The sequence below is a fragment of the Citrobacter sp. R4 genome (assembly GCF_026719175.1).
GTDB classification, from domain to species: Bacteria; Pseudomonadota; Gammaproteobacteria; order Enterobacterales; family Enterobacteriaceae; genus Citrobacter_A; species Citrobacter_A sedlakii.
In genome coordinates, this window is the sequence record NZ_JAPPSU010000001.1 from 697,278 (window position 1) to 723,747 (window position 26,470).

The 26,470-nt window shown below is 54.4% G+C and carries 27 protein-coding genes and 1 pseudogene; 11 read left to right on the forward strand and 17 right to left on the reverse strand.

Annotated elements, in window-relative coordinates:
- Positions 1–7 precede the first annotated feature (7 nt).
- Complete coding sequence (gene fdhF, locus OOJ60_RS03235; protein ID WP_205611926.1) at positions 8–2,155, reverse strand: formate dehydrogenase subunit alpha; 2,148 nt, start codon at positions 2,153–2,155, stop codon at positions 8–10.
- Between the two features lie 463 nt (positions 2,156–2,618).
- On the opposite strand from fdhF, the gene OOJ60_RS03240 reads away from it, so the two are divergent.
- The gene (locus OOJ60_RS03240) at positions 2,619–2,867 is read left to right on the forward strand and encodes a GlsB/YeaQ/YmgE family stress response membrane protein (RefSeq protein ID WP_042287607.1); all 249 of its coding nucleotides are present in this window, start codon (positions 2,619–2,621) and stop codon (positions 2,865–2,867) included.
- A gap of 137 nt (positions 2,868–3,004) precedes the next feature.
- On the opposite strand, the gene OOJ60_RS03245 is transcribed toward OOJ60_RS03240, so the two are convergent.
- Entirely contained in the window at positions 3,005–3,103 is a 99-nt protein-coding gene (locus tag OOJ60_RS03245; protein ID WP_042287604.1) for a YoaK family small membrane protein, read from the reverse strand.
- A 161-nt stretch (positions 3,104–3,264) separates the two neighbouring features.
- On the opposite strand from OOJ60_RS03245, the gene OOJ60_RS03250 reads away from it, so the two are divergent.
- Both OOJ60_RS03250 and OOJ60_RS03255 read left to right on the forward strand, forming a co-directional pair.
- Entirely contained in the window at positions 3,265–3,519 is a 255-nt protein-coding gene (locus OOJ60_RS03250; protein WP_042287602.1) for a putative hemolysin, read from the forward strand.
- Between the two features lie 74 nt (positions 3,520–3,593).
- Positions 3,594–3,905 (forward strand): hypothetical protein, encoded by a 312-nt coding sequence (locus OOJ60_RS03255; protein WP_042287599.1) that lies wholly within the window; start codon positions 3,594–3,596, stop codon positions 3,903–3,905.
- Here OOJ60_RS03255 and OOJ60_RS03260 read toward each other — a convergent pair.
- Together OOJ60_RS03260 and OOJ60_RS03265 are read right to left on the reverse strand one after the other, a co-directional pair.
- Positions 3,891–4,238, reverse strand: coding sequence for a DUF488 domain-containing protein (locus OOJ60_RS03260; RefSeq protein WP_060569634.1), 348 nt, complete (start codon positions 4,236–4,238; stop codon positions 3,891–3,893). The two genes, OOJ60_RS03255 and OOJ60_RS03260, sit on opposite strands and share 15 nt — an antisense overlap.
- Entirely contained in the window at positions 4,222–4,731 is a 510-nt protein-coding gene (locus OOJ60_RS03265) for a DUF523 domain-containing protein (RefSeq protein ID WP_205612147.1), read from the reverse strand. Before OOJ60_RS03265 ends, OOJ60_RS03260 begins: the two co-directional genes overlap by 17 nt.
- A gap of 151 nt (positions 4,732–4,882) precedes the next feature.
- On the opposite strand from OOJ60_RS03265, the gene OOJ60_RS03270 reads away from it, so the two are divergent.
- On the forward strand, positions 4,883–5,590 hold the full coding sequence (locus tag OOJ60_RS03270) for a CTP synthase C-terminal region-related (seleno)protein (protein ID WP_060569636.1): 708 nt from the start codon (positions 4,883–4,885) through the stop codon (positions 5,588–5,590).
- A 50-nt stretch (positions 5,591–5,640) separates the two neighbouring features.
- On the opposite strand, the gene OOJ60_RS03275 is transcribed toward OOJ60_RS03270, so the two are convergent.
- Positions 5,641–6,825 (reverse strand): CynX/NimT family MFS transporter, encoded by a 1,185-nt coding sequence (locus tag OOJ60_RS03275; protein WP_205611927.1) that lies wholly within the window; start codon positions 6,823–6,825, stop codon positions 5,641–5,643.
- A 99-nt stretch (positions 6,826–6,924) separates the two neighbouring features.
- Here OOJ60_RS03275 and OOJ60_RS03280 point away from each other — a divergent pair.
- A pseudogene (locus OOJ60_RS03280) lies at positions 6,925–7,717 on the forward strand (AraC family transcriptional regulator); the annotation flags it as partial.
- Here the strand turns inward: OOJ60_RS03280 and OOJ60_RS03285 are convergent.
- The 5 genes from OOJ60_RS03285 to yeaG form a co-directional block, all read right to left on the reverse strand.
- Positions 7,700–8,146, reverse strand: coding sequence for a DUF441 domain-containing protein (locus OOJ60_RS03285; protein ID WP_042287584.1), 447 nt, complete (start codon positions 8,144–8,146; stop codon positions 7,700–7,702). The pseudogene OOJ60_RS03280 and the gene OOJ60_RS03285 overlap by 18 nt on opposite strands.
- 125 nt (positions 8,147–8,271) lie before the next feature.
- Positions 8,272–8,775, reverse strand: coding sequence for a YbaK/prolyl-tRNA synthetase associated domain-containing protein (locus OOJ60_RS03290; protein ID WP_042287581.1), 504 nt, complete (start codon positions 8,773–8,775; stop codon positions 8,272–8,274).
- Between the two features lie 41 nt (positions 8,776–8,816).
- Positions 8,817–10,307 (reverse strand): diguanylate cyclase DgcJ, encoded by a 1,491-nt coding sequence (dgcJ, locus tag OOJ60_RS03295; protein WP_042287739.1) that lies wholly within the window; start codon positions 10,305–10,307, stop codon positions 8,817–8,819.
- 136 nt (positions 10,308–10,443) lie between these two features.
- Positions 10,444–11,727, reverse strand: a complete 1,284-nt coding sequence (locus tag OOJ60_RS03300) for a YeaH/YhbH family protein (RefSeq protein WP_042287579.1) — start codon at positions 11,725–11,727, stop codon at positions 10,444–10,446.
- Between the two features lie 120 nt (positions 11,728–11,847).
- The gene (gene yeaG / locus OOJ60_RS03305) at positions 11,848–13,782 is read right to left on the reverse strand and encodes a protein kinase YeaG (RefSeq protein WP_181821442.1); all 1,935 of its coding nucleotides are present in this window, start codon (positions 13,780–13,782) and stop codon (positions 11,848–11,850) included.
- A gap of 443 nt (positions 13,783–14,225) precedes the next feature.
- On the opposite strand from yeaG, the gene OOJ60_RS03310 reads away from it, so the two are divergent.
- Together OOJ60_RS03310 and OOJ60_RS03315 are read left to right on the forward strand one after the other, a co-directional pair.
- On the forward strand, positions 14,226–14,972 hold the full coding sequence (locus tag OOJ60_RS03310; protein WP_042287574.1) for a MipA/OmpV family protein: 747 nt from the start codon (positions 14,226–14,228) through the stop codon (positions 14,970–14,972).
- A gap of 90 nt (positions 14,973–15,062) precedes the next feature.
- Complete coding sequence (locus tag OOJ60_RS03315; RefSeq protein ID WP_060569640.1) at positions 15,063–15,917, forward strand: aldo/keto reductase; 855 nt, start codon at positions 15,063–15,065, stop codon at positions 15,915–15,917.
- Positions 15,918–15,978: 61 nt separating this feature from the next.
- Here the strand turns inward: OOJ60_RS03315 and OOJ60_RS03320 are convergent, their stop codons facing one another.
- Positions 15,979–16,863, reverse strand: a complete 885-nt coding sequence (locus OOJ60_RS03320) for a D-hexose-6-phosphate mutarotase (protein WP_042287570.1) — start codon at positions 16,861–16,863, stop codon at positions 15,979–15,981.
- Between the two features lie 74 nt (positions 16,864–16,937).
- The gene (gapA, locus tag OOJ60_RS03325; RefSeq protein ID WP_012905550.1) at positions 16,938–17,933 is read right to left on the reverse strand and encodes a glyceraldehyde-3-phosphate dehydrogenase; all 996 of its coding nucleotides are present in this window, start codon (positions 17,931–17,933) and stop codon (positions 16,938–16,940) included.
- A gap of 342 nt (positions 17,934–18,275) precedes the next feature.
- Between gapA and msrB the strand changes: the two genes are divergently transcribed.
- A complete protein-coding gene (gene msrB / locus OOJ60_RS03330; protein WP_042287567.1) occupies positions 18,276–18,689 on the forward strand; it encodes a peptide-methionine (R)-S-oxide reductase MsrB in 414 nt (137 codons plus the stop codon).
- Positions 18,690–18,728: 39 nt separating this feature from the next.
- A complete protein-coding gene (locus OOJ60_RS03335; protein WP_205611928.1) occupies positions 18,729–19,004 on the forward strand; it encodes a YeaC family protein in 276 nt (91 codons plus the stop codon).
- Positions 19,005–19,061: 57 nt separating this feature from the next.
- Here the strand turns inward: OOJ60_RS03335 and yajD are convergent, their stop codons facing one another.
- The 5 genes from yajD to sppA all read right to left on the reverse strand — a co-directional run bounded on the left by yajD (position 19,062) and on the right by sppA (position 24,593).
- A complete protein-coding gene (gene yajD, locus OOJ60_RS03340) occupies positions 19,062–19,406 on the reverse strand; it encodes an HNH nuclease YajD (protein WP_042287562.1) in 345 nt (114 codons plus the stop codon).
- A gap of 135 nt (positions 19,407–19,541) precedes the next feature.
- The gene (locus tag OOJ60_RS03345; protein WP_205611929.1) at positions 19,542–20,795 is read right to left on the reverse strand and encodes a glycoside hydrolase family 18 protein; all 1,254 of its coding nucleotides are present in this window, start codon (positions 20,793–20,795) and stop codon (positions 19,542–19,544) included.
- A 197-nt stretch (positions 20,796–20,992) separates the two neighbouring features.
- The gene (gene pncA, locus OOJ60_RS03350; RefSeq protein WP_042287557.1) at positions 20,993–21,634 is read right to left on the reverse strand and encodes a bifunctional nicotinamidase/pyrazinamidase; all 642 of its coding nucleotides are present in this window, start codon (positions 21,632–21,634) and stop codon (positions 20,993–20,995) included.
- Between the two features lie 10 nt (positions 21,635–21,644).
- A complete protein-coding gene (gene ansA / locus OOJ60_RS03355; RefSeq protein WP_042287737.1) occupies positions 21,645–22,661 on the reverse strand; it encodes an asparaginase in 1,017 nt (338 codons plus the stop codon).
- Between the two features lie 75 nt (positions 22,662–22,736).
- A complete protein-coding gene (gene sppA / locus OOJ60_RS03360; RefSeq protein WP_205611930.1) occupies positions 22,737–24,593 on the reverse strand; it encodes a signal peptide peptidase SppA in 1,857 nt (618 codons plus the stop codon).
- 165 nt (positions 24,594–24,758) lie between these two features.
- On the opposite strand from sppA, the gene OOJ60_RS03365 reads away from it, so the two are divergent.
- Positions 24,759–25,310 carry an NAD(P)H nitroreductase gene (locus OOJ60_RS03365; protein ID WP_042287553.1) on the forward strand — a complete coding sequence of 184 codons (552 nt, stop codon included), beginning with the start codon at positions 24,759–24,761 and terminating at the stop codon, positions 25,308–25,310.
- Positions 25,311–25,426: 116 nt separating this feature from the next.
- The gene (gene selD, locus OOJ60_RS03370) at positions 25,427–26,470 is read left to right on the forward strand and encodes a selenide, water dikinase SelD (RefSeq protein ID WP_042287550.1); all 1,044 of its coding nucleotides are present in this window, start codon (positions 25,427–25,429) and stop codon (positions 26,468–26,470) included.

A 26,470-nucleotide genomic window follows, 5' to 3' on the forward strand; every position in this document is an offset into this window, starting at 1 on the left:
AACGCTGTCAGGCGATCGCCTCACACAGTCGCATTTTCATCTCGCTGTAGGTCTGCGCGGCGTATCGTTCAGCCCACTGTTGATCGGTGATTTTTTCTACCTTCACCGCGCAATACTTGGTTTCCGGCGTTTTTGAGATAGGGTCGAGGTTGTCCTGCGTCAGTTCGTTGCATGCGCCAATCCACCACTGGTAGGTCATATACACCGTGCCGCGGTTAATGCGCTCTGAGACATCGGCCCGGCTGATCACTTTGCCGCGTCGCGAACTGACCCACACCAGATCGCGATGGCGGATCCCCAGTTCCTGTGCGTCCTGGGCGGCAATCTGCACATAGCCCGGCTCATCGGCAAGCGCCTGAAGCGCCGCACAGTTCCCGGTCATCGAGCGGCAGGAATAGTGACCCACTTCGCGTACCGTACAGAGCACCATCGGGTACGTCTCATCCGGAATTTCCGCAGGCGCGCGCCACGGTGCGGCAAACAGCTTGCCTTTGCCGTCTGGCGTGTCAAAGCGACTGTTGGCGTACAAATAGGGCGTTCCGGGGTGATCGAGGTCCGGGCAGGGCCATTGTACATGTCCCATTTCACCCATTTTTTCGTACGTTACGCCATAGAACAGCGGACACAGTTCGCGCATCTCATCCCAGATTTGCTGATTGTTGTCATAATGCATGGGATACCCCATTTCGCTGGCCAGCAGGCTGATAATTTCCCAGTCGCGCTTCACGTCACCGGTCGGTTCAATGGCTTTTTCAAAACGTTGAAAGCCGCGGTCGGCGCAGGTGAATACGCCGCCGTGTTCGCCCCAGGAGGTTGCCGGTAAAATGACGTCGGCCATCTCTGCGGTCTTGGTCATGAAAATATCCTGCACCACGACAAAATCCAGCGCCTCGAAGCCTTTACGAACCAGGCTCAAATCAGCTTCTGTTTGCAGCGGATCCTCTCCCATGATGTAGTAGGCTTTGATTTTACCTTCCAGCGCCAGATGCGGTACTTCGGTGATGCGCGTCCCGACGCGTTCGTCCATCCGCTCAGGATTGATACCCCAGGCATGGGCGAACTTCTGACGAATAACCGGATCGGTCACGCTCTGGTACCCCGGGAACAGATTAGGTAACACGCCCATATCACAGGCACCCTGAACGTTGTTCTGTCCGCGCACCGGTCCGACGCCGACGTAAGGGCGCCCCAGATTACCGGTCAACAAAGCGAGGCTGGATAACCCCCGCACCACGTCAACCGCCTGGCCGAACTGCGTCACGCCCATTCCCCACATCACGGTTGCGGAAGGGGCGGCGGCAAAGGTGCGCATTGCCTGGCGCACCTGCAAAGCCGGAACGCCAGTCAGATGTTCCACGGCTTCAGGGGAATAGTCTTTCACCGTCTGCCAGTAGGCATCCAGGCCCTCTGTATGCTGCTGCACATACGCTTTGTCGTATAACTGCTCGTCAATCAGCACGTAGCCAAAGGCGTTAACCAGCGCCATATTGCACCCGTTTTTAAGCTGCAGATGCTGATCGGCAATGCGGGCAGTTTCAATACGGCGAGGATCGCAGACGATAATTTTTGCGCCATTCTGACGCGCTTTAATGACTCGGCGCGCCACGATAGGGTGAGAGTCCGCACAGTTATAGCCAAAGATCAGCAGGCATTTGGAATGTTCAATATCGCTAATGGCGTTACTCATTGCGCCATTGCCCAGGGTTTCCTGGAGTCCGGCGACGGAAGGACCGTGGCATACGCGGGCGCAACAATCCACATTGTTGGTATGAAGAACCGCACGGGCGAATTTCTGCATGACATAATTGGTTTCATTCCCCGTTCCGCGGGAAGAACCGGTCGTCATAATGGCTCGTGGACCAAAGGTATCGCGGATAGCCAGCAAACGATGCGCGGTGTAGCGGATGGCTTCATCCCAACTGACCGGGGTAAATTTAGCGCCTTTTTCATAGCGGATCATGGGGCGAGTCAGACGGGGCGTCAGCAGGCGGGTATCGTTCAGGAAGTCCCAACCATAGTAACCTTTCAGGCAGAGCTGGTTCTGGTTAGTCACACCCTCAGCCGCTTCAGCGCGGATGATTTTGTTATTTTCAACAACAAGCTTGAGCTTGCACCCGGCCCCGCAGTAGGGGCATACACTGGTGATTTTTTTCATCAATAACAGACCTGTTAAATGCTGAAATAGCGCGAATTGTAGAGGAAGCGTCAGCACTGTCGCCGACGCTTCGGATTGTCATTATGACGCATGGCGATAAGCATAATGCGTGCCAGAATGAAGAAACCCGCAGTGGCGCGGTTCTGGAACAGGAAGGGTGAGGAAATGACAGCCCGTTCGACATAAATGACGAGGCAACGTCAAAAAAAAGCCCGCACAGAGGCGGGCAAGAAATACTGGAAGCAATGTGAGCAATGTCGTACTGAATACCTGAGCTTTTTGCTCAACTATTCAGTAATGAGAAAGATAATCTTTATCATTTAAATATGCAACCCCAACTTTTGTAGGAGAACAACGCAGGGTAAATAAAGTGATTTTCATCACAAATTTCAATTTCCTGATGATGTGCTATGCTTTTTAACGGCGACTAAACCGCTAACGTAAAAACATAAGTGAGGAAAAAATGGGCATTCTTTCATGGATTATTTTTGGTCTTATTGCAGGTATTCTGGCGAAGTGGATTATGCCTGGTAAGGATGGTGGTGGTTTCTTCATGACGATCATTCTGGGGATCGTCGGCGCCGTCGTCGGCGGCTGGATCAGCACGCTTTTGGGCTTCGGGAAAGTGGACGGCTTTAACTTCGGCAGCTTCGCGGTCGCGGTAATCGGCGCGATTGTCGTGCTGGTTATCTACAGAAAAATCAAAAGCTAAACGGTAAAATTTGCAGACAAAAGGCTACCTCAGGGTGGCCTTTGTCATTTAGACCAGCGTCACCACCAGCCTAACGCGGTTCCCAGCACAGCGACTATCGCTACGGCGATCATTATCAGGGTTGTTTTTTTCATGAATTAGGCTCCCGGCGCGGCATAGCCGCCGATAAAAAACCACGCCAGAAAAACCACGGCCGTAATAAAAATGACGACGGGAAACAGAATGCCCAGTCTCATGCGATCACCTGTCAGAAGTATGCAAAGAGCCGCAAGGATAACAGGGGTTAATGAGTGACAAAAGAGAATGTCCGCACGCTTTTAACGACGACGCAGGAAAACATGGAGACCGGAAGGCAGTCGCGGTACGCTAGTGCGCTATCACCGTTAACGGAGGGAATATGAAATCACTGCTTATTGCGCTGTCATGCGCCTGTTTATTATCAGCCTGTACGACGGCATCGCAACCCGATGCGCCAAAGCCACCGAAGGTGGGGATGGCAAATCCTGCGGCGGTCTATTGTGAGCAAAAAGGCGGGACGTTAGTGCCGGTGCAAAGCCCGCAGGGCGTGCGCTCCGATTGCAAACTGCCGGGCGGCGAAGTCATTGACGAATGGGAACTGTGGCGTCGCGATCATCCGCAATCCACGAAGTGACAACAGGGGGCCTGGCAGGCTATCATCTCTCGGAATAGTCTTAATCTACAGTACAAGAGCGTAACGAGAGAAGTATGTTCCAGTTAAAGCCAGGCACGCTGGCGATGATTATTGGCGCGAAAACGTCCGCCGGACGTTGCAATATTGGCAAGTCGGTAGAACTGTTTCACCTGTGTCAACCGGGCGAGGTGTTTATCAACCCGGTGAATGGCTTTACGACCATGCTGCCAAAAGAGACGCCGCGGGCGCTCTGGCTGGTGACAGGCGATGTGGTTGCCGCGAATGGGCAGCAGGGGTTTGCCTGGGTACGTGCGGAGCACCTGATGCCACTGTTACCCGACGCGCAGCCTGATGCAGTCAATGCCCGCGAATCACAGCTCGCGTAGCCAGTCCGCCAGCACAAGGGCGTGATTCTGTTCGTCGTTTTTGGCCGCGTACAGTAACGTCAGCGTTTGCTGACGGGCAATCTTCGCCAGCCGTTCCCCTTCCTGGCGCTCGGCGGCGAGTTCCGCACGATACAGCCCGGCAAAGTGCGTAAAATCAATCGTTGCGGCATGAAACATCTTACGCAATTCGGTCGACGGGGTAAGCGTTTTGACCCATTCATCAAAAGCGAGATCCGCTTTTTTGATGCCTCGCGGCCACAAGCGATCCACCAGCACGCGGTAACCGTCGCTTTGTTCTGCGGGTTCATAAACGCGCTTACACTGAATTTTCATGTTTATCTCTCTCTTCAATCCAGGCGCAAAAGTCAGCTAACTGCTGGTCGGAAAAAACGGTAATGCCGTGCTGACGCAGCAGCGCGGTAGCGACCCCCATGCCGGGATGACGTTTGCCGCTAAACGTGCCGTCGTAAATAAACTGGCTGCCGCAGGTGGGGCTGCCATCGGTAAGTAACGCGACCACACATCCGGCTTCCTGCGCGGCGCGAAGGGCAAGCCAGGCGGCAAGTTGATAATGTGCGGTGGCATCGTTGCCGGTCTTTTCGTGTACTTTTGCGCGCCCTTGCATGACTGCATCGCCATTGGCAAAGACAATTTCTGCCGGTGGGCGGGGTATCGGCATGCCAGCGGCCAGTTCGGGGCAATGAACGACCAGACGCTGTTCTTCCTGCAGACGCGAAAGCACCGCGTTTAAAGGGGATTTCTCGCTACCGTTATAGCGAACCTTAAACCCCATCAGGCATGCGCTAATCAGTATTTTACTTTTCATCATGATTCAGGCGTCAAAACGAAAAAAACGTTACCACTATAGCACTTCGTGGCTCGCCATCCCTAAATTAAGGGATTGTGATAGCGGGAAAAGATCGGTAGGCTGAGGTTCCTTATGTTGTCCCCAATTGCTCTGACGTAAGGAATTCTTCATGGAAATATCCCCTGTAAAAGATACGCTGCGGATCGCGCTGGTCGGTGATTATAACGCCAGCGTCACGGCGCATCAGGCGATTCCCCTGGCCATCGACGATGCCGCCGCGGTCCTTGAGCTGATCGCGGATTACGACTGGCTTGCCAGTACGGAAATTAACAGCGCAGAAGACCTGGTGGGGTATGACGCAATCTGGGTCGTGCCGGGCAGTCCTTATCAAAATACCGACGGCGCGCTGACCGCCATTCGCTATGCCCGGGAAAACAGCATTCCTTTCCTGGGAACCTGCGGAGGGTTTCAACATGCGATAGTGGAATACGCCCGTAACGTGCTGGGCTGGCACGATGCGGCGCATGCTGAAACCGACACCGAAGGGCGGATGGTTATTATGCCGCTGACCTGCTCGCTGGTCGAAAAAACGGATGCAATTGAACTGCGCGCCAATACGCTGATCGCCAAAGCCTATGGTCAGCCGATCGTTACGGAAGGCTATCACTGTAACTATGGTATTGCGGACGCGTTTGCCCGTGAGCTGGAAAGCGGCGATCTGCGGGTGACCGGCTGGGATGACAATGGCGATATCCGCGCGGTCGAGCTGGTGACGCATCCGTTTTTTGTGGCGACGCTGTTCCAGCATGAACGTGGCGCGCTGGCGGGTAAACCGGTTCCGCTCGTTCAGGCGATGTTGCGCGCCGCGCGGGGGTAAACGTCAACTGCCGGAGGGCGTCGTCGTCCGGCAATCTAGGGGGCCATACGTTACGCTGTGGCAATCTCCTTGTTGCGTCCGGCATAGAGGCCGAACACCGCCATCAGCACCGCCAGCGCCGCGACAGCCAACAGCGGGATCTGCCAGTCGCCCTGCGCATCATGAATATTTCCCATCAGCGGCGGTCCGCAGGCCGCCAGCAAATAGCCAACGGACTGCGCCATACCAGAGAGCGCCGCGGCCTGATGCGCGGAACTGGCGCGCAGGCCGATAAAGGTCAGCCCGAGGATCATTGTGGCTCCCGAGCCGAATCCAAACAGCAGCGTCCACGCAATCGCCTGGACGGGCATGAACCACAATCCCGCGGCGCCACAGGCGCACATCAGCGATGCCAGTACGGCGATGCAACGTTGGTCGCGAAAGCGGTGCAGGACAAGTGGAATAAGCAAACCGGGCGCCGCGGTCGCCAGTTGCAGCAAACCATGCAGGGAACCCGCCTGCGCTTCGCTGAAACCATGACTGATTAATATCGCGGGCAGCCAGCCGATAATCACATAATAGATCAGTGAGTTAATACCAAGAAACAACGTCACCTGCCAGGCCAGCGCGGAGCGCCAGATACCGCGAGCCCGCAAGGTGCGGGAGGAGGTCAGGGTTGCAGTGGCGGCGTTGCGCCACTGCGGCAGCCAAATCAGAAGGGCCAGTAAGGGAAAAATCATCAGCGTACACAGCGCGCCGCGCCAGCCAAAACCGCTCAGCGCCAGCGGCACCACCAGCGCGGAACCTAATGCCGCCGCCGCGCCCATCGTCAGAGAGTAGGCGCCGGTCAGTCTGGCGACATGCTGTGAAAAATCGCGCTTGATCAGTCCTGGCAGCAGTACATTGCCCAGCGCGATGCCGCAGCCAATCGCCGCCGTTCCTGCAAACAACAGCGGGGCGGAAGGCCATGAGCGCACGGCTATACCGGCGCAAATCAGTAGCATCGCAATAAACAGGCTGCGCTCCATCCCAAAACGCCGGGCAACGTTTGCGGCTAGTGGTGAAACCAGCGCAAAAGCCAGCAGCGGTAGAGTGGTTAACAGGCCGGTCTGGGCGGTGGTGAGGTGGTAGTCCGCGCGAATCGCGTCCAGTAACGGCGCCGCGCCGGTGAAGGTCACGCGTAGCGTGGTGGCAATCATCAGGATGCCCGCAATCATCAGGGCGCTGTGTTTGCCGCGTGGTGAAGAAAAAGTCATTGTTATCTCATATCAACGGGTGAGGGCGTACCATACCGCGTTTGCCGGAATAACAAATCAAGCTAAAATGACAGTTTATCGCTAAAAACGGACAAAATGATGTACAGCCTGCGACTTGATGGATATGAACCCGATCTTCACCATGACCCTGCCGTGGCATTTCGTATTCGGGTGCAGCCTGAGGAACTGTTCAGTAAGCTGCACCAGCATCGTAAGGGGCAGTTGATTATGGCGCTGCACGGCGCGATTACCTGTGAGGTGGAGCGGGCGATGTGGATGGTGCCGCCGCAGTACGGCGTCTGGATCCCCGGCGGTATTCCGCACAGTAACCATGCGACGGCCAACGCGGAGCTCTGTTTTCTGTTTATCGAACCGGACGCGGTGACGCTGCCGGATCGCTGCTGCACGTTACAAATTACGCCGCTTTGCCGGGAACTTATTCTGGCGCTGGCGACGCGTAGCGACAGCCAACGGGCTGAGCCGCCCACCCGGCGTCTGACCCAGGTGTTGTTTGACGAACTGCCACAGCAACCGCAGGAGCAATTGCAGCTACCGGTTTCCGCCCACCCTAAAATTCGCCGGATGGTCGACACGATGGCGCGCGAACCCGCCCGCTGGCAAACGCTGGGACAGTGGGCGGATGCCTTTGCCATGAGCGAGCGTAATCTTGCCAGACTGGTGGTCAAAGAGACCGGCCTCAGCTTTCGCCGGTGGCGGCATCAGTTGCAGCTTATTCTCGCGCTGAGGGCGCTGGTGGACGGAAATAACGTGCAGCAGGTCGCGCAGTTACTGGGGTATGACTCCACGACGGCGTTTATTACGATGTTTAAAAAAGGCCTGGGCCAGACCCCAGGCCGTTATCTGACGGGATTAACTACTGCTTCCCGACAATAAGCGAGACCAGACCGGCGGCGATAAGCGGTCCCACCGGGACGCCGCGAAACAGCGCCACGCCAAGCACAGTACCCACCAGCAGACCGGCGACCAGTTGCGGCTGGTTGCCCATCAGCGTGACGCCGCGCCCGCCGAGCCACGACACCACCACGCCGACCGCAATGGCGACCAGCGATTTCCAGTTCAAAAAGGAGTGGATAAGCGTGGAAGGTGGAAGCGTACCGCTGGCGATGGGGGCCATAACGCCAATCGTCAGGATAATAATCCCGATGGTTAGCCCCTGTTTTTCTATCCACGGAAAATAAGCGTTGAGAGGGGTAACGCGGACGATGATCAGCACCAGAATTGAAACGGCGACAGTGGTGTTATGGCTGATAAAGCCCAGAGCTGCCAGTCCGAGCAGGATCAGCAGAGTGACATCAAACATCGTGGTTTCCTTGCCAAAAAAAGTAAGCCTGTTAACTCTACGCTCAAACGCGTGAGTGAACAGACTTTTTTCATCCCGGTTGGCCATTTCTGGCAAATGCATAATGCGGCGAAACAGCGACGTGCTCAGGTTAGGCGACGGAAAGCGACCTGTTCAGGCTGGGCGATACGCAGGTAGTCGCGGGTATTAAGGATTATCGATTTATCGAGCACGCCGGCGTTAAAGGCGATCTCATCGAACCGTTCGAACAACAGCGGGTCGGCGACCAGCTTAAGCTGCGGATGAAAGCTAAACGGTGGAATAGCGCCGAACACGCAGCCGGTGAGCGCATCCACTTCGGCAGGGCTGGCGAGTGATGCGCGAAGTCCGCCAAGATGGGTGGCGAGAAGCGAAAGATCGGCTTGCTGGTCGGCGGGTAAGATCGCCAGCACATGCTGATTCACGCCGTTGCCCTTCACCTTGCAGACCAGTGCTTTTGCGCCCTGACCCAGTGCGGTTCCCCGAATTTCCGACACGGCTTCACATTTACCCACCGCTTCGTGACTGACAATGCGATAACGCGCGCCTTCCAGCGACAGTAAATCAATCAGACGCTGATGGGTTACGCTGCCCTTCACTAATTCGCTCATTTTTCACTCCTGTTAGCGCGAAAAAACAGGTTAAAAGACTATCACGAACGCTGATGGTTTTGCTGTTTATTGCGGTACAACTGTTCATCCGAGGCTTTATAGGCGTCATGAAGCGTATCGTCCGGCTGCATGCTGTATACGCCTGACGAAAAACGGATCGCTTTTTCCGGCGCGACGGTGTGCAGATGCTGGCTGATTCGCTCTGGTAAACGCGCGGCCATGTCAGGTTCCGCATCGATCAGGATCACGCAGAATTCATCGCCCCCCAGCCGTATGGCATAGTCGCTTTTGCGCACTGACGCCTCGATCGCTTTCGCCAGCAGGGTAATAGCCCGATCGCCCTCCTGATGTCCCTGGGTGTCGTTGATCTGCTTAAGCTTATCGAGATCGATCGCAATGAAGGTGACCGGCGTACCCGCGCTGACAAACCGCTGCAACCGCTGTTCAAGGGTGGGCGTTAAAATTTTACGGTTGTATAAACCGGTCATCGCGTCGCTAATATTTTCCCGCGTCACGTTATGATAAAGACGAAAATGGAGCCTGACCATATTAAGCAGCAGGGCGGTGGCTATCAGGTAAAAAAGAAAAATTTTCCACGCCGACATCAGGAAGTAGAGAATATCGAGAGACAGTGCGACATGGAGCCCGCCGGGGAGATCAACAACGTAGCGGACATACGGAAAAAGATTATTTTCGCTCTGATGGATAATAATGGTTTTACCGGAATCGGTATCCGTCACCGCGGCATTCAGATAGCGCCAGACAAGGGGGCGATCGTGGGGATAAAGAATATTCTGCAAGTTCTGTTTGTTAATATCCACCATGACCATCCCTTTTAACGTGCCGTCGAGGTAGACCGGCGTTAAAAAGCTCATCACGTTCAGTTCGGTGCGATCGTCCTGATAAATACTCGACAGCACGGTGCGTCCGGTAAACACACCGTCAATATCCGCCATATTTATTCCTAGCGAGCCTTTTTGTAAAAAATGCCAGTGATGCATGGCGAACTGACGTGTATTAACCCGTCGATAGAAATAAATATAGTGGTCTTGAAGATCCAGATAATAGCGGAATTTTGTTTCCCGGGTGGCTAACCCGTTACCGTAATCAGCTTGTTTATAGTTCACCAGGACGGCCCGATCAAACGCGGTTAAGCGTAATGCTTCGGGGGCAATCTGTTCGCAGTCTGCTGAGGCCGTTTGTAGCGTACCGTGAAGCGCCGGGTAGTTATGGCGCGTCAAATTCAGGCCATATACCTGATTCACATGTTCGTAAGCCTGACAAATCGCGCGACGTTTTTCTGGCGGCGGCGTTTTTTGTGGGCTGGCAAAGGTTCGCATCAGGTGAGCGGCGATACTCTGATTCTGATATTTGTCATACAAAAAAGAGGAGTCGGCCTTTTCTATCAGATAACGCATATAGGCGTTCATCATTTTGTGGCTATTGACAAGCTCATAAATCAGAAACGAGGAGGTTAAAACAACAACGCTTGCAGAAATAAAGAGCCTGAGCGCTTTGTGCGGCAATTTCATGATAAACAGCAACTCTCCTGGTCAGACACTTTATTTTATCACACGCGCCAGTTTCAACCTAATGACCCCGGAAGGAGAGGATGTAACAGAGAATAAATGAACCCGCCAGGCGCAGATTTGCCTGGCGGGTCATTGTTTAACTGGCGCTGGTGGCGCCTTGCTTATGAAAAAGCTCACGAAACACCGGGTAAATATCGTCTTGATCGCGAATATGCTGCATGGCGAAATTGTCAAAACTCGCCTGCAGATGTTCGTATTCGCGCCAGAGCGTCTGGTGCGCGCGGCGGGTGATTTCGATATAGCTGTAGTAACGCACCACCGGCAGCAGTTTTTTCGCCAGGATCTCATGACACAGCGGGGAGTCATCAGCCCAGTTATCGCCGTCCGAGGCCTGCGCGGCATAGATGTTCCATTGTGCGGGATCGTAACGCTCTTTCACCACCTCATCCATTAGCTTCAGGGCGCTGGAAACGATCGTCCCGCCGGTTTCCTGCGAGTAGAAGAACTCATGCTCATCGACCTCTTTCGCCTGGGTGTGATGGCGGATATAAACGACCTCCACGTTTTTATAGGTCCGACTCAGGAACAGATAAAGCAGAATATAAAAGCGCTTCGCCATATCCTTGGTAGACTGGTCCATTGAGCCTGAGACGTCCATCAGGCAAAACATGACGGCCTGGCTGGAAGGATCGGGACGCTTTTCGTAATTTTTGTAACGCAGATCAAACGTGTCGATAAACGGCACCCGCTCGATTTTCGCCCGCAGTTCGGCAATCTCTTTACGCAGGCGTTCTTCTTCCAGCAGCTGCGCCGGTTCGCGTTTGCTGAGGGTCTCTAATTCTTCTTCCAGCGAATGCAGTTCGCGACGCTTACCGGCGGTCATCGCCGTGCGCCGCGCCAGCGAATTTTGCAGCGAGCGAACGACGCTGATATTGGCCGGAACGCCATTTGACGTATATCCCGCGCGATGTGTTTTATACTCCGTCAATTGGCGCTGCTGGTTTTGCTTCAGATTTGGCAGCGCCAGGTCTTCGAACAGCAAATCGAGATACTCATCTTTCGAGATCTGGAAGACGAATTCATCCTGCCCTTCACCGTCCTGGCTGGCCTGACCCTGTCCGCTGCCGGAACCGCCGCCACCGCCCTGTGGCCGCTCTATGCGGTCATTCTGCACAAAGTGATCGTTACCCGGATGTACGCGATGGCGCAGGCCGCCGCGTCCCTGATGAAACATCGGTTCGCTGATGTCTTCCGTAGGAATCGAGACAGACTCACCGCTGTCTACGTCGGTCACCGAACGCTTGTTGATGGCTTCGGAGATCGACTGTTTGATTTGCGCTTTATAACGGCGCAAAAAGCGCTGGCGGTTAACCGTGCTTTTGTTTTTGCCGTTGAGTCGTCGGTCTATGAACCAGGTCATATGCCCCCCGTACTGCATTTGCCAACACGCAGTGTCTGTAGATACCGAAGGACGCTCGCGCGTCTTCGGCCTACGGAACGTTGTAATAGGCCCGGCAAGCGTGCGCCGCCGGGCAACGGTTTATGACGATTTACGTACGCGCAAATACCATTCGCACAGTAAACGCACCTGCTTACGGGTATAGCCTTTCTCCATCATCCGGTCGACAAAGTCGTCGTGTTTCTTCTGCTCATCGGTCGACGTTTTGGCGTTGAACGAAATGACCGGCAACAGCTCTTCGGTATTAGAGAACATTTTCTTCTCGATGACCGTGCGCAGTTTTTCATAGCTGGTCCAGTTCGGATTACGCCCGCTGTTGTTCGCCCGGGCGCGCAGAACAAAGTTGACTATCTCGTTTCGGAAATCTTTTGGATTGCTGATCCCCGCCGGTTTTTCAATTTTTTCCAGTTCAGCATTCAGCGACTCGCGGTCAAACAGTTGACCGGTATCCGGGTCACGGTACTCCTGATCCTGGATCCAGAAATCGGCGTAGGTGACATAGCGGTCAAAAATGTTCTGTCCGTACTCAGAATACGATTCCAGATAAGCTGTCTGAATCTCTTTGCCGATAAACTCGGCGTATTTGGGGATCAGATAGCCTTTCAGGAACTCAAGATAGCGTTCGGCCTGCTCCTGTGGGAACTGTTCACGCTCGATCTGCTGCTCAAGTACGTAGAACAGATGCACCGGGTTGGCCGCCACTTCCGCATGATCGAAGTTAAACACGCGCGAGAGGATCTTAAACGCGAAGCGGGTCGACAAACCGTTCATTCCTTCGTCCACGCCAGCGTAGTCCCGGTACTCCTGGTAAGACTTCGCTTTCGGGTCGGTGTCTTTCAGGCTTTCACCGTCATAAACGCGCATTTTCGAGTAGATGCTCGAGTTTTCCGGTTCTTTCAGACGCGACAGGATCGAGAAACGCGACAGTGTTTCCAGCGTGCCCGGCGCGCAGGGCGCATGGGTGAGCTCACTGTGATTAAGCAATTTCTCGTAGATTTTGATCTCTTCGGAAATGCGCAAGCAGTACGGCACCTTCACGATGTAAACACGGTCGAGGAAGGCTTCGTTGTTTTTGTTATTACGGAAGGTCACCCATTCCGATTCGTTCGAGTGGGCAAGAATAATGCCGTTAAACGGCAGGGCGGAGATCCCTTCGGTACCGTTATAGTTCCCTTCCTGAGTCGCGGTCAGCAGCGGGTGCAGCACCTTAATTGGCGCCTTAAACATCTCGACGAATTCCATGATCCCCTGGTTCGCGCGGCACAGGGCGCCGGAATAGCCATAGGCGTCCGGATCGTTCTGGGCGTGGTTTTCGAGCTTACGAATATCCACCTTGCCGACCAGCGCGGAGATATCCTGGTTGTTTTCATCGCCCGGTTCGGTTTTGGCGATCGCAATTTGTTCAAGAATCGATGGCCAGACTTTCACCACGCGGAATTTAGTGATATCGCCACCGAACTCATGCAGTCGTTTCGCCGCCCACGGCGACATAATGGTGCCCAGGTAGCGGCGAGGAACGCCGTACTCTTTTTCCAGAATCTGCGCGTCTTCCTGCGGGTTAAACAGGCACAGCGGATGGTCGTTGACCGGGCTGCGTTCACCGTTGGCGCTCAGAACGTAAATCGGTACGCGCTGCATTAATGACTTCAGTCGTTCGGCAAGGGACGATTTACCGCCGCCTACAGGCCCCAGCAGATACAGGATCTGTTTCTTCTCCTCCAGCCCTTGAGCCGCGTGTTTCAGATAAGAGACAATCTGCTCAATCGCGTCTTCCATGCCATAGAACTCTTCAAACGCCGGGTAGCGGGCGATGACCCGGTTAGAGAAGAGTCGGGAAAGTCGAGGTTCCTGGGCAGTATCGACCATGACAGGCTCACCGATAGCCATCAATAGCCGCTCTGCCGCATTGGCATAAGCACTGCGATCTTGCCGACAAGTGGTAAGAAATTCCTGCAGTGTGAACTCTTCGTCCTTGGCAGCTTCATAGCGCTGGCGATAGTGATCGAATATATTCATGGTATGCCGTCCTTTCGTTTTTTAGCACAGGTTAAGAGCCGTTCATATGAATAGTAGAGGCTCCCGGAAGAGGTAAACTGAACGACGTCACTTACTGTCTCATCAGAAAAAACAGCAACTCTCATGCCATCTTGCTAAGCAGGAGATCAACGTGCCCGGTGATACACCTTCTAAATTTAAGCGTAGATGGCATTTGCAAAACTTGCCTGTGGTAGCAAATGAATTTCAATGGCATATCAATAACTCATCCACAAAAAGTGCATAGCTAATGTAAATAAAACAGCAGAAGATCATGCGTTATTCACGCGGCTGCAAGCAGACTGTCATCTCTGTCAGGGAAATTAAACGGTTACATTCTGTCAGTTATTTGTAAAATAGTTGGGTTGTTGCGTATTGGCGGTTACACTTTTGCCGCGAAACATTTGAATAAGGAATGATGGATTGTGACCAAACTCAAACTTCTGGCACTTGGCGTGCTTATCGCAACGTCTGCTACGGTAGCGCACGCTGAAAGCAACCTGACGCTGGGCGCAGGCGTTGGTGTGGTTGAACACCCTTATAAGGACTATGACGCTGACGTTTATCCGGTTCCGGTTATTAACTATGAAGGCGATAACTTCTGGTTCCGTGGTCTTGGCGGCGGTTACTATTTGTGGAATGACACGACCGATAAACTGTCGATTACCGCCTACTGGTCGCCGATGTACTTCAAGCCTGGCGACAGCGATGATTATCAAATGCGTCGTCTGGACAAACGTAAGAGCACCGTGATGGCGGGCTTGTCGTATGTGCATAATACGGAATACGGTTTTCTGCGCACCATGCTGTCAGGCGATACGCTGGACAACAGTAACGGCATCGTCTGGGATCTCGCCTGGCTGTACCGCTACACCAACGGCGGTTTAACGCTGACGCCAGGCATCGGGGTTGAGTGGAACAGCGAAAACCAGAACGAATACTACTACGGTGTTTCACGTAAAGAGTCTGCCCGTAGCGGTCTGCGTGACTATAACCCGAACGACAGCTGGAACCCGTATCTGGAGCTGAGCGCCAGTTACAACTTCCTGGGCGACTGGAACGTTTACGGCACGGCGCGCTATACCCGCCTGTCTGATGAAATTACCGACAGCCCGATGATCGACAAATCCTGGACCGGTCTGATCTCCACCGGGATCACCTATAAATTCTGATTGTGCATCATCACAATGCATTTTGTGCATCAAAACAGGGCGCTTGCGCCCTGTTTTGCTTTACGGTAGTGCATGACGGAGGAGAGTGCGATGACAGAGAAACAGATTGTATTTGCCGGACATCCGCCGCTAGCGGCAATCGGCCAGGGCACCTGGTATATGGGCGAAAACGCTGGCATGCGCAAAGCGGAGGTGGCTGCACTACGAGCGGGCGTGGAGGCTGGGCTGACGCTGATCGACACTGCGGAGATGTATGCCGACGGCGGTGCGGAGAAAGTGGTTGGCGAGGCGCTGAGCGGATTGCGTCAACAGGTGTTTCTGGTGTCGAAAGTCTATCCCTGGAATGCGGGAGGGCAGAAAGCTATTGCCGCCTGCGAGGCGAGTTTGCGGCGGCTCAATACGGATTATCTGGACCTCTATTTATTGCACTGGACGGGCAGCTATTCTTTTGCGGAGACCGTCGAGGCGATGGAGACGCTGATGGCGCAGGGTAAAATCCGCCGTTGGGGCGTGTCGAATCTCGATTACGACGATATGCAGGCGCTGTGGAAAGTGGAGGGCGGCAGAGCCTGCGCCACCAATCAGGTGCTTTATCACCTGGCTTCGCGCGGTATCGAATACGATCTTCTGCCATGGTGTCAGCAGCAACACCTTCCTGTCATGGCCTACAGTCCGCTGGCGCAGGCCGGTCGTCTGCGCAACGGTTTATTTAATCACCCGCAGGTGCAGGCGATCGCGCAGGCGCATCACGCCAGCGTAGCGCAAGTTTTACTGGCCTGGGTGATCAGTCATCAGGGGGTGATGGCGATTCCGAAAGCGGCAAGCGTAGAGCACGTGAAGCAAAATGCGGCGGCGCTGACGATGACGTTGTCCGCCGGCGAAATTGCCGCTCTGGAGAAGGCATATCCAGCGCCAACGGGGAAAACCGCGCTGGATATGGTGTGACGAAAACGGTTCTAAACCTGCAGACCAGATGACGGCTGACCAGGTTCAGCCGCAGCTACCGTTAGCGTTTCGCAACGCGAATGGTCTGTGCCAGACGGGACGGTTTTTCTTCCGTCGCTTTTTGCGGTGCGCTGGCATGCGCAGTCTCGACGCAGACAAACGTTTTATAGCCATCATCCGGCATGTCGCCCATGCTCACGGACAGCGCCGGGCCCGGGTTCCAGCCAACAACGTTGATATGGTGATGATGGATAACGTTAATATTCCGGTTTAGCGCGGTGTCGTGAATCACACTGCATGCTTCCGGGTTCAGATAAACGCGGTCAGTACGATCCGGGAACGCCTGAACGCCGTCGGTCAACGCATCTTCTTTCGCATCGTTCACTTTATCAATAAAACGATCGCCCAGACCGCTTACTTTCACCGCCGCGATATCGCCAACGTTGAAATAGGTGTGCAGGGCGGATGTTGTTTCGAAATCGCCATGCGCTTCCAGTTCGATTTCGCAGGTTTGACCCACTTTAAAACGCGCCAACAGGGTGAAGTCGTGCGGCCAGTACTGACGGGTCGCTTCACTGCTTTGCAGTTCAAAGGTTAGCACCGCGCCGTTGTCATCTTCATTGTGAGCTTTCAGCGTCCAGGGCAGGTTACGGGCAAAACCGTGGGAAGGAAAACCCGGCTGTGTGGAGGGACCAAACCAGGGCCAGCAGATCGGAACGCCGCCGCGCAGGGGGACACCGTTTTTAAACGGCGTGATATCACTCAGCCACAGAACGTCCTCTTCGCCAGCGGGTTTCCAGGAGAGAAGATGCGCGCCCTGAAGAGCAAAAGAGGCTTTGACCTGCGGGTGGTCGACAACAATCAGTTCGAGTTCGTCCAGCTGACGGCGCGACAGAACAGGGGTGATTTGTTCGATTATCGGAAGAGCAAAAATTTTAGTAATCATCACGCAATCCTTTAATTTCAGACAAAAAAAAGAGCGACCGGAGTCGCTCTTACAATTTATGGCTTCATCTCAACTTATTTGGAGATGTGAGCAATCAGATCCAGAACTTTGTTGGAGTAGCCGGTTTCGTTATCGTACCAGGATACCAGTTTCACGAAGTTGTCGTTCAGTGCGATACCTGCTTTAGCATCGAACACGGAAGTGCATACTTCGCCGTTGAAATCGGTAGAAACAACGTCGTCTTCGGTGTAGCCCAGAACGCCTTTCATTTCGCCTTCGGAAGCAGCTTTGATTGCTTTCTTAATTTCTTCATAAGAAGCAGCTTTTTCCAGACGAACGGTCAGGTCAACAACGGATACGTTCGGAGTCGGAACGCGGAACGCCATACCGGTCAGTTTGCCATTCAGTTCTGGCAGAACTTTACCGACAGCTTTAGCTGCGCCGGTAGAGGACGGGATGATGTTCTGAGCCGCGCCACGGCCGCCACGCCAGTCTTTGTGAGACGGGCCGTCAACGGTTTTCTGAGTCGCGGTGGTCGCGTGAACGGTAGTCATCAGACCTTCGATGATGCCGAAGTTGTCGTTGATAACTTTTGCCAGTGGAGCCAGGCAGTTAGTGGTGCAGGATGCGTTGGAAACGATGTCCTGGCCAGCATATTTGTCAAAGTTAGCGCCTTTAACAAACATCGGGGTGTCGTCTTTAGAAGGACCCGTCAGAACCACTTTTTTCGCGCCAGCAGTGATGTGCTTACGTGCGGTTTCGTCAGTCAGGAAGATACCGGTCGCTTCAGCAACTACGTCAACACCAACTTCGTCCCATTTCAGGTTAGCCGGATCGCGCTCAGCGGTAACACGGATTTTTTTACCGTTAACGATCAGATGACCGTCTTTCACTTCAACGGTGCCGTCGAAACGACCGTGAGTGGAGTCATATTTCAGCATGTAAGCCATGTAGTCAGCGTCTAACAGGTCGTTGATTGCAACGATCTCGATGTCAGAACGTTTCTGAGCAGCACGGAAAACAATGCGACCGATACGGCCAAAACCGTTGATACCTACTTTGATAGTCATATATTCCACCAGCTATTTGTTAGTGAATAAAAGGTTGCCTGTAAAATTACAAAAACCTTACGCAGCGTCAAGCGGAATCGTGTCAATCATTGCGACAAATCAATCCTCTGCACAAGCTTTGCGCGGCTGACTCGCCTCACTCTTCCTTTGGGCTTGAAACCACATGGGGGCGGCGCCCCGAATTTTAAAGGGCAACTGAGATAAAAATGTGATTTTCATCACGATTCACGAGCTGCCATTTCGCAAGGATCAAGTTTAGAACAAAAGTTGCGACTGAGGTGTTAATGTTTTGTTAGAATCGGTGACGCAATGTGAGTGTTCCAAACGCGAGATACGAGCAAAATGGCGAACAAACCTTCCGCAGAAGATCTGAAGAAAAACCTGACTGAAATGCAGTTCTACGTGACGCAGAATCACGGTACCGAACCGCCGTTTACCGGGCAGTTATTGCATAACAAGCGTGACGGCGTGTACCACTGTCTGGTCTGCGACGCGCCGCTGTTTACCTCCCAAACGAAATACGACTCCGGCTGCGGCTGGCCGAGCTTTTACGAGCCGCTGAGCGAAGACGCGATCCGCTATCTGAAAGACGATTCACACGGAATGCAACGCATCGAAATTCGCTGCGGCAACTGTGATGCCCATCTGGGCCACGTCTTCCCGGATGGTCCACAGCCGACCGGGGAGCGCTACTGTGTTAATTCGGCCTCCCTGAGCTTTACCGACGATGAAAATGGCGATCAGGTGAAGGGTTGAAGAATCGATTCAGCAATTTATTCCACAGGAGGGGAGCGTATGAATCTTGATGAGATCATTAACAGCATGACGCCGGAAGTGTATCAGCGCTTATCAACCGCCGTTGAGTTGGGAAAATGGCCGGACGGCGTGGCGCTGACGTCCGAGCAAAAAGATAACAGTCTGCAACTGGTGATGCTCTGGCAGGCGCGGCACAACACTGACGCGCAACACATGACCATCGACACCAACGGTCAGATGGTGATGAAAAGCAAACAGCAGTTGAAAGAAGATTTCGGTATTGCGCCGAAACCGATCGCGACATTTAAATCCTGATACCGCAAAACGCCCGACAGCATGCGCCGTCGGGTGTTGATCGGAACGCGTGAAGGGTTACTTCTTGTTCATCATCGACTTGAGATCGGCAAAAGGATTGTAGGTTGCCTCGCCGACGCTCTTTTGCGCATCTTCCCCCGCTATGACCGTTGAGCCGTACTGATCGGCTTCCGTGTATTTTGAATGCTCGTGGTCGTGGCAGTACAGGCACAGCATCTCCCAGTTGCTGCCATCTTCCGGGTTATTGGAATGATCGTGATCGATATGGTGTACCGTCAACTCACGAAGATTGGAATAGACAAATTCACGTGAACAACGTCCACAGACCCAGGGGAAGAGCTTAAGCGCCTTTTCGCGATAACCCACTTCCAGACGGGCGTAATTTTTAGGGATAAAAGCCATAAGCCCCATGCCTCCTGTCGAGAAAGAAAAAGCGGCGTAAAAATACCGCAGCGGATACGCCAATCTTAACCCGAATGACACGGCGTCGCACATGCGGGAGACGCCCCACAATAAATCCTGGGGCGTCTCACCGGATCACGGCGTAATCGCCAAGGATTCCGCCAGCTGTTTTGCTAACTGGTTATTATCATCCGCACCATATTCCCAGAACATCGCGCCCGCCAGTCCGCGTTTTTTGATGTAGTCGGCTTTGATCGCCACCGAACGCGGATCCTCGTAGGAGAGGGCAAACAGCGTCTTGCCTTCAGCGGATTTTACCGACAGCCAGGGAACCTTCGCGTCGTCATCCCAGTGCCCGGTAAACCGCTTTTGCGGATCGTTAAGAAAGGTTTTCACTATATCGTTGTACTTCACGTAGGTATCTTTCTTCAGGTCAATACCGAGCGAACGAAACAACGCCACTTCCTGCTCGCCGAAATAGGGCTGGGTGACAGGATTTTTCTGCGCATCCGGTTTGCTCCAGTCAATTCCTGGCTCCACAGAACGCTTGGGAACGCGGCCATAAAAACCGATGCCAAGATTCATCTGCTGCGGTTTAAGTCCGGCGGCAAGATAGTTATTGACCACAAAGTCCACGCTGTATTTGTCGGCAGCGGCCACCGTTGGCCACGCCTTTGAATCGTACAGGTTGGCGTTGAAATACTGGGTGCCATAGGCCATGTCATACGTCATCAGATTGATATAATCGAGCAGCGGTGCGATGGCCTTCACATCTACCCAGCTTTTCGGACTTTCCGCATTCGCCCCGACGGCAATGGTCACCAGTTTGGCTTTGCCGAACGCCTGGCGCAGTTCTTTCAGCAGCAACGTGAAGTTATCCCGGTCCGCTGGCTGGCTTTCTACCAGCCCCCATGCGCCGTTGACCGGGTATTCCCAGTCAAGATCGATTCCGTCAAGACCATACTTTTTAACAATCTCCTGCGCAGACTGAATAAATACCGCGCGGGTTTCCGGTGTGGCCGCCGCGCCGGAGAATCCACGCGCACCCCAGCCGCCTACCGATAACAGCACTTTCAAATTCGGGTTTTGTTTGCGCAGAACGGGAAGCTGGGCGAGGTCCGACTGGACTTTTGGCGACAGCCAGATCTGATGTCGCATTGCAGGATCTTTCAGCGCGACATTGGTTTCTTCTTTTTCGCCGTTATAGATCAGGCCAAAGGAGTAGTTCAGGTGGGTGATTTGGCGCACGTCCAGCTTATTAATATCACCGCCCGGTCCGGCGGTGACGTCCCCGCCGCCGTTAAAATAGCCAACGGACATCATTGAACTGGCGGATGCGACGGACGCGCAGATCAGGGGTAATGCTGCCAGCAAAGGCAAACGTTTCATAATCGATCCTCTTTGACGTTTAAAAAGCAAACACGCCACGGAAATGGCGTGGCGAAAAAACAGCCATCAAAGAGTAGCACCCGCGTGTCGTTGCCGCTGCGATACAGTTCACTTTATGTGACGGAAGACAAACGGGATTTTTTATGCGAGGGGGAGAGACGTTGGCCGGATAAACGCAGCGCCATCCGGCCATCACATCAGCGGTGCGTCTCTTCCCAGTCATCCAGCGTATAGAGCGTAGCGCCTTGCGCCGCCATCTCCATAAACGCATAGCTGCTGTCCTGGGGGTGCAGATTCACCCCGCGGCAGCCGTCGGTAATGACGTTTACGCGGTAGCCCAACTGGAGCGCATCCTGCACCGTAAATTTCACGCAGTAATCGGTCGCCAGCCCCATGACGATCAGCTCCGTAATACTGTGCGCCTTCAGCCAGTCGTCCAGCGCCGTTTTTTGTCTGCGCCCGTTATCGAAAAAAGCGCTGTAACTGTCAACCTGCGGATTCTCGCCTTTGTAAAATACGGTTGCGATCGCTTTCTGGTTTAACAGCGGATGCAGCGCCGCGCCTTCGGTGTTTTGTACGCAGTGATCCGGCCAGAAGGTTTGCGCCAGCCCATCGAGTTGGCCTTGCGAGTAAGGTTCCACCTGGTGCTGGCTGGCAAAACTGCCGTGATTCGCCGGATGCCAGTCCTGGCTGGCGATCGCCGCCTCGCCGCGCGCCTGACACCACGCTATCAGCCGGTTGGCGACATCCACGGTGCTGTCGCCTTCGGGCACGGCAAGCGCGCCGCCCGCGCAAAAGTCATTTTGTAAATCAACCAGTAACAGAGCGCGCTGGGTCACAGGATCCTCCTTAGTCGTCTGGCGTCAGTTCGCCGCGCAGGTTCTGGGTCATTGCCACGCGAATGGCCGCGGTGTCCAGACCCTGGCTCAACAGATAATGCAGCTTGGTCAGCGTGGCTTCAACAGTCATATCCGCACCGCCAATCACCCCGGCATGCGCCAGCGCGTTCCCGGTCGCGTAGCCGCCCATATTCACTTTACCTGACATACATTGGGTGAGATTCACCACCACGATGCCACGGTCGCTGGCTTCGCTCAGCTCTTTAAGAAATTCTTTATTCTGCGGCGCGTTGCCGACGCCATAGGAGCGCAGGATCAGCGCTTTTACCGGCTGGCGCAGGAAGTTTCGCACCACACCGGCAGAGATCCCCGGGTAAATCGTGACCACGCCGATCGGTTGCGGCGTGATAGGGTGCACAATAAATGGCCCATCGCCCTGCGGCGCTGGTGGAGTGCCCGTACGACGAATATGAATCCCGGCTTCCAGCAACGGCTGGAGGTTAGGGGAAGCAAAGGCGTCAAAGCCGTCAGCGTGGGCTTTCGTGGTGCGGTTTCCGCGGTAAAGGCGATTATTAAAAAACAGTGTAACTTCGTTGATCGGATAATTAGCGGCGACGTACAGCGCGTTGAGCAAATTAATTTGTCCGTCGGAACGCAGCTCGGCTAAGGGGATTTGTGACCCTGTCACAATAACCGGCTTACCGAGATTTTCCAGCATAAACGAGAGAGCGGACGCGGTGAACGCCATGGTGTCGGTGCCGTGGAGGATCACGAAACCATCATATTCATCGTAATTAGCGTGGATGTCATTCGCGATATGCTGCCAGTCTTCAGGCGTCATATCGGAGGAGTCCATCAGCGGGGCGTATTCGTGGATAGTGAAATCCGGCATCTCCGGACGGTGGAATTCAGGCATCAATGCCAGTTGCCGTTGAAGATGACCGGAAACCGGAATGTATCCCTGTTCAGAACGCTGCATACCGATGGTACCGCCGGTATAGGCAACGTAAATAGATTTCTTCTGCATGGCGATGATCTTACGAAGTGAAGAGTGTTTTTGTGCCGGATAGCGACGCTTGCGCGACGTATCCGGCATCACCGTTTAACGCACGTTAGCGCAGGTCAGACAAAACGCATAACGGTTTTGCGGGTCGTTAAACGCCGCCAGTTTGTCGCCTTCCGCTTTCACCGTGCTGGCGGCAGAGGCCAGCGGCGCGGGAAGCATCGCCTGAATAGCCTGCGGCAGCATTGCGCGTACCGAACCGGACATGCTGTCCATCACCCTGTCGAAGAAAGTCGGCTCATCCTGATAGTAGTCGATATGCCACTGTTTGAGTTTCGCCAGCTCCGCGGCTTTCGCCACCGCGTCGTCGAAGTCGCCCAGACTGTCGACCAGACCGTTGGCCTTCGCATCCTGCCCGGTCCAGACGTGGCCTTGGGCGATTTTATCAATCTGCTCAGGCGTTGACTTGCGCGCATTGGCAACCAGGGTGATAAAACGTTGATAGCCATTCTCGATGCTTAGCTGCATCATCTGCTGCACTTCCGGCGGCAGAGCTTTGGTCATCGAAATATCCGCCAGCGGCGAGGTGGCCACGCCGTCCGTATGTACGCCGATAGCGTTGAGGCTATTTTCAACGGTATTAATGACCCCGAAGATCCCGATAGAGCCGGTCAGGGTGCTTGGGTTCGCCACAATGTAGCTGGCGGGTGTGGAGATCCAGTAGCCGCCGGATGCCGCCATGCCGCCCATCGATACCACGACAGGTTTTCCGGCAGCTTTTGCCGCAGCCAGTTCAGAGCGAATCACTTCGGAAGCCGTCACGCTGCCTCCCGGGCTGTTGACGCGCAGGACGATGGCTTTTACTTTCGGATCCAGTCGGGCGTCGCGAATTTGCGAGGCCGTCGTGTCGCCGCCAACGTTCCCCGGGGTTTCTTCGCCGTCCATAATCGCCCCGTTGGCAAACACCACGGCAATGGCGCTACCGGTGTCCGCAGGGGGATTCAGGGAATAATCGTAATAACTGATTGCGCGATAGTTATTTTCAGACTTGCTCCAGCCAAATGCTTTGGTCAGGGCTTTTTCCATCTCAGTGCTGGTGAGCAGCGCATCCACCAGCTTATGGTCGAGGGCATATTTCGCCGTGTCGCCGCCGGCCTTTGTCAGCCCGTCCAGTACACCTTGCGCGCCAGGGAATACCTGCTGAGCCGGAATTTGACGGTTGGCGGCGATGGTATTCAGGTAATTCTGCCACAGCTCGCCAATCCAGCGGCTATCCGCTTCACGTGCGGCGGGAGACATATCGTCGCGAATAAAGGGCTCAACAGCGGATTTATAGGTGCCGACGCGGAAAACGTGGGTGGACACTTTCAGCTTATCCAGCAGCGATTTGTAGTACAGGCCATTTGTGGCAAAACCGTGAATATCGACAGCCCCTTGTGGCGTAAGCCAGATTTTATTAGCAAAACTTGCCAGATAATACTGGCCCTGGCTGAAGTTATCGCCAACGGCATAAACCGGCTTACCGCTGTCGCGGAATTCGCGCAGCGCTTTACCGATATACTGCATCGACGGCTGATCGGCTCCGGCAAAATCTTTCAGATCCATGACGATGCCGGTGATGTTGCTGTCTTCTTTCGCCTGACGGATCGTATTGACGATATCAAACAGGGAGTTTTCCTGCAGGCGATCGGAGCTTGCGCCAAACAATTGACGACCAAGCACGCCTAAACGATGGGTACTGGAGGGTTTATCGACGATCACCCCGGAAATATCCAGGAGCAGGGCGCCGCGACTGACTTTCTCCCCCGAATTCCCGTTGTTCATCTGCATCCAGATCCCGACACCCACAAGGATCAGGAAAATAAAGAACAGGTTAAGCACCATTTCGCGGACAAAATTGAGCAGTCGCCACGTCCATTTAAAAAAACCGGCAATAAATCGCCACAGGGTTCGCATGTCTTCTCCCAATCATTACCAATACTACATCCGGTCAGGATGTATGAGATGAGGCTATCCTAATGACCCGACAGGCAGTTGTCAGCAGGAATCACCGTCTGCGCTGTAACAAATTCTGCTCTCGTGTTAATTTTGTGAATATTCACCATGACAGGAGTTAACCAAATGGATGCACTTGAATTACTTGTTAACCGTCGTAGCGCCTCTCGTCTGGCAGAGCCTGCCCCTGCCGGTGAGCAACTTCAGAATATCCTGCGGGCAGGAATGCGCGCGCCGGATCATAAGACCCTGCAACCCTGGCACTTCTTTGTGATTGAGGGCGAAGGACGCGAGCGCTTCAGCGCCGTCCTGGAAAAAGGGGCCATCGCCGCTGACGGTGATGAAAAAGCGATCGAGAAAGCCCGCAGCGCGCCGTTCCGTGCGCCGCTGATTATTACCGTGGTCGCCAAATGCCAGGAAAATCATAAAGTACCGGTCTGGGAACAGGAAATGTCCGCCGGATGCGCGGTGATGGCGATGCAGATGGCGGCGGTGGCCCAGGGTTTTGGCGGTATCTGGCGCAGCGGCGCGCTCACCGAAAGCCCGGTGGTTCGTGACGCGTTTAACTGCCGGCCGCAGGATAAGATCGTCGGTTTTCTTTATCTTGGCACGCCGCAACTGAAAGCCTCAACGACGATTAACGTGCCGGATACCGCGCCATTCGTGACCGTTTTTTAAAATAATCCGCAAAACTGTCTGGATTCTGAGCAAAGACGCCGGAATTCAGACACTCTCTCTTACCACATCAGGGAATGAGCGCTACCATAGCCCGATTGCAATGACAGGAGATGTCCATGAGCGAGCACGCTATTCGTTTAACGCAGTACAGCCACGGAGCGGGTTGCGGTTGTAAAATTTCCCCCAAAGTGTTGGAAACCATTCTGCACAGCGAGCAGGCGAAGTTTGTCGACCCGAACCTGCTTGTGGGCAATGAGACCCGCGACGACGCGGCAGTCTACGATCTCGGCAACGGCACCAGTGTGATCAGCACCACTGACTTCTTTATGCCGATCGTCGATAACCCGTTTGATTTTGGCCGTATTGCGGCAACCAACGCCATTAGCGATATTTTTGCGATGGGCGGGAAACCGATTATGGCGATTGCCATCCTCGGCTGGCCCATCAACACGCTGTCGCCCGATATCGCCCGCGAAGTTACCGAAGGCGGACGTTTCGCCTGCCGTGAGGCGGGGATTGCGCTGGCGGGCGGCCATTCCATCGACGCGCCAGAGCCGATCTTTGGCCTGGCTGTCACCGGCATCGTGCCGACCGAACGGGTGAAGAAAAACAGTACCGCGCGGGCGGGATGCAAACTCTTCCTGACGAAGCCGCTGGGTATTGGTGTATTGACCACCGCAGAGAAAAAATCACTGCTTAAACCCGAACACCAGGGGCTGGCGACGGAAGTGATGTGTCGAATGAACATTGCCGGAGCCGCCTTTGCGGACATTGACGGCGTGAAGGCGATGACTGACGTGACCGGTTTCGGCCTGCTGGGACACCTCAGCGAAATGTGTCAGGGCGCAGGCGTTCAGGCACAAATTCACTACGACGCGATCCCGAAATTGCCGGGCGTCGAGGAGTATATCCGGCTTGGCGCCGTACCGGGCGGAACCGAGCGAAACTTTGCCAGCTACGGGCATCTGATGGGCGAGATGCCGCGTGAAGTGCGCGATCTGCTTTGCGATCCGCAAACCTCCGGCGGTCTGCTGCTGGCGGTGACGCCGGATGCGGTCGACGAGGTGAAACTCGCCGCCGCAGAGTTCGGCATCGACCTGACGGCGATTGGCGAACTGGTTGACGCGCGTGGCGGTCGTGCCATGGTTGAGATCCGTTAA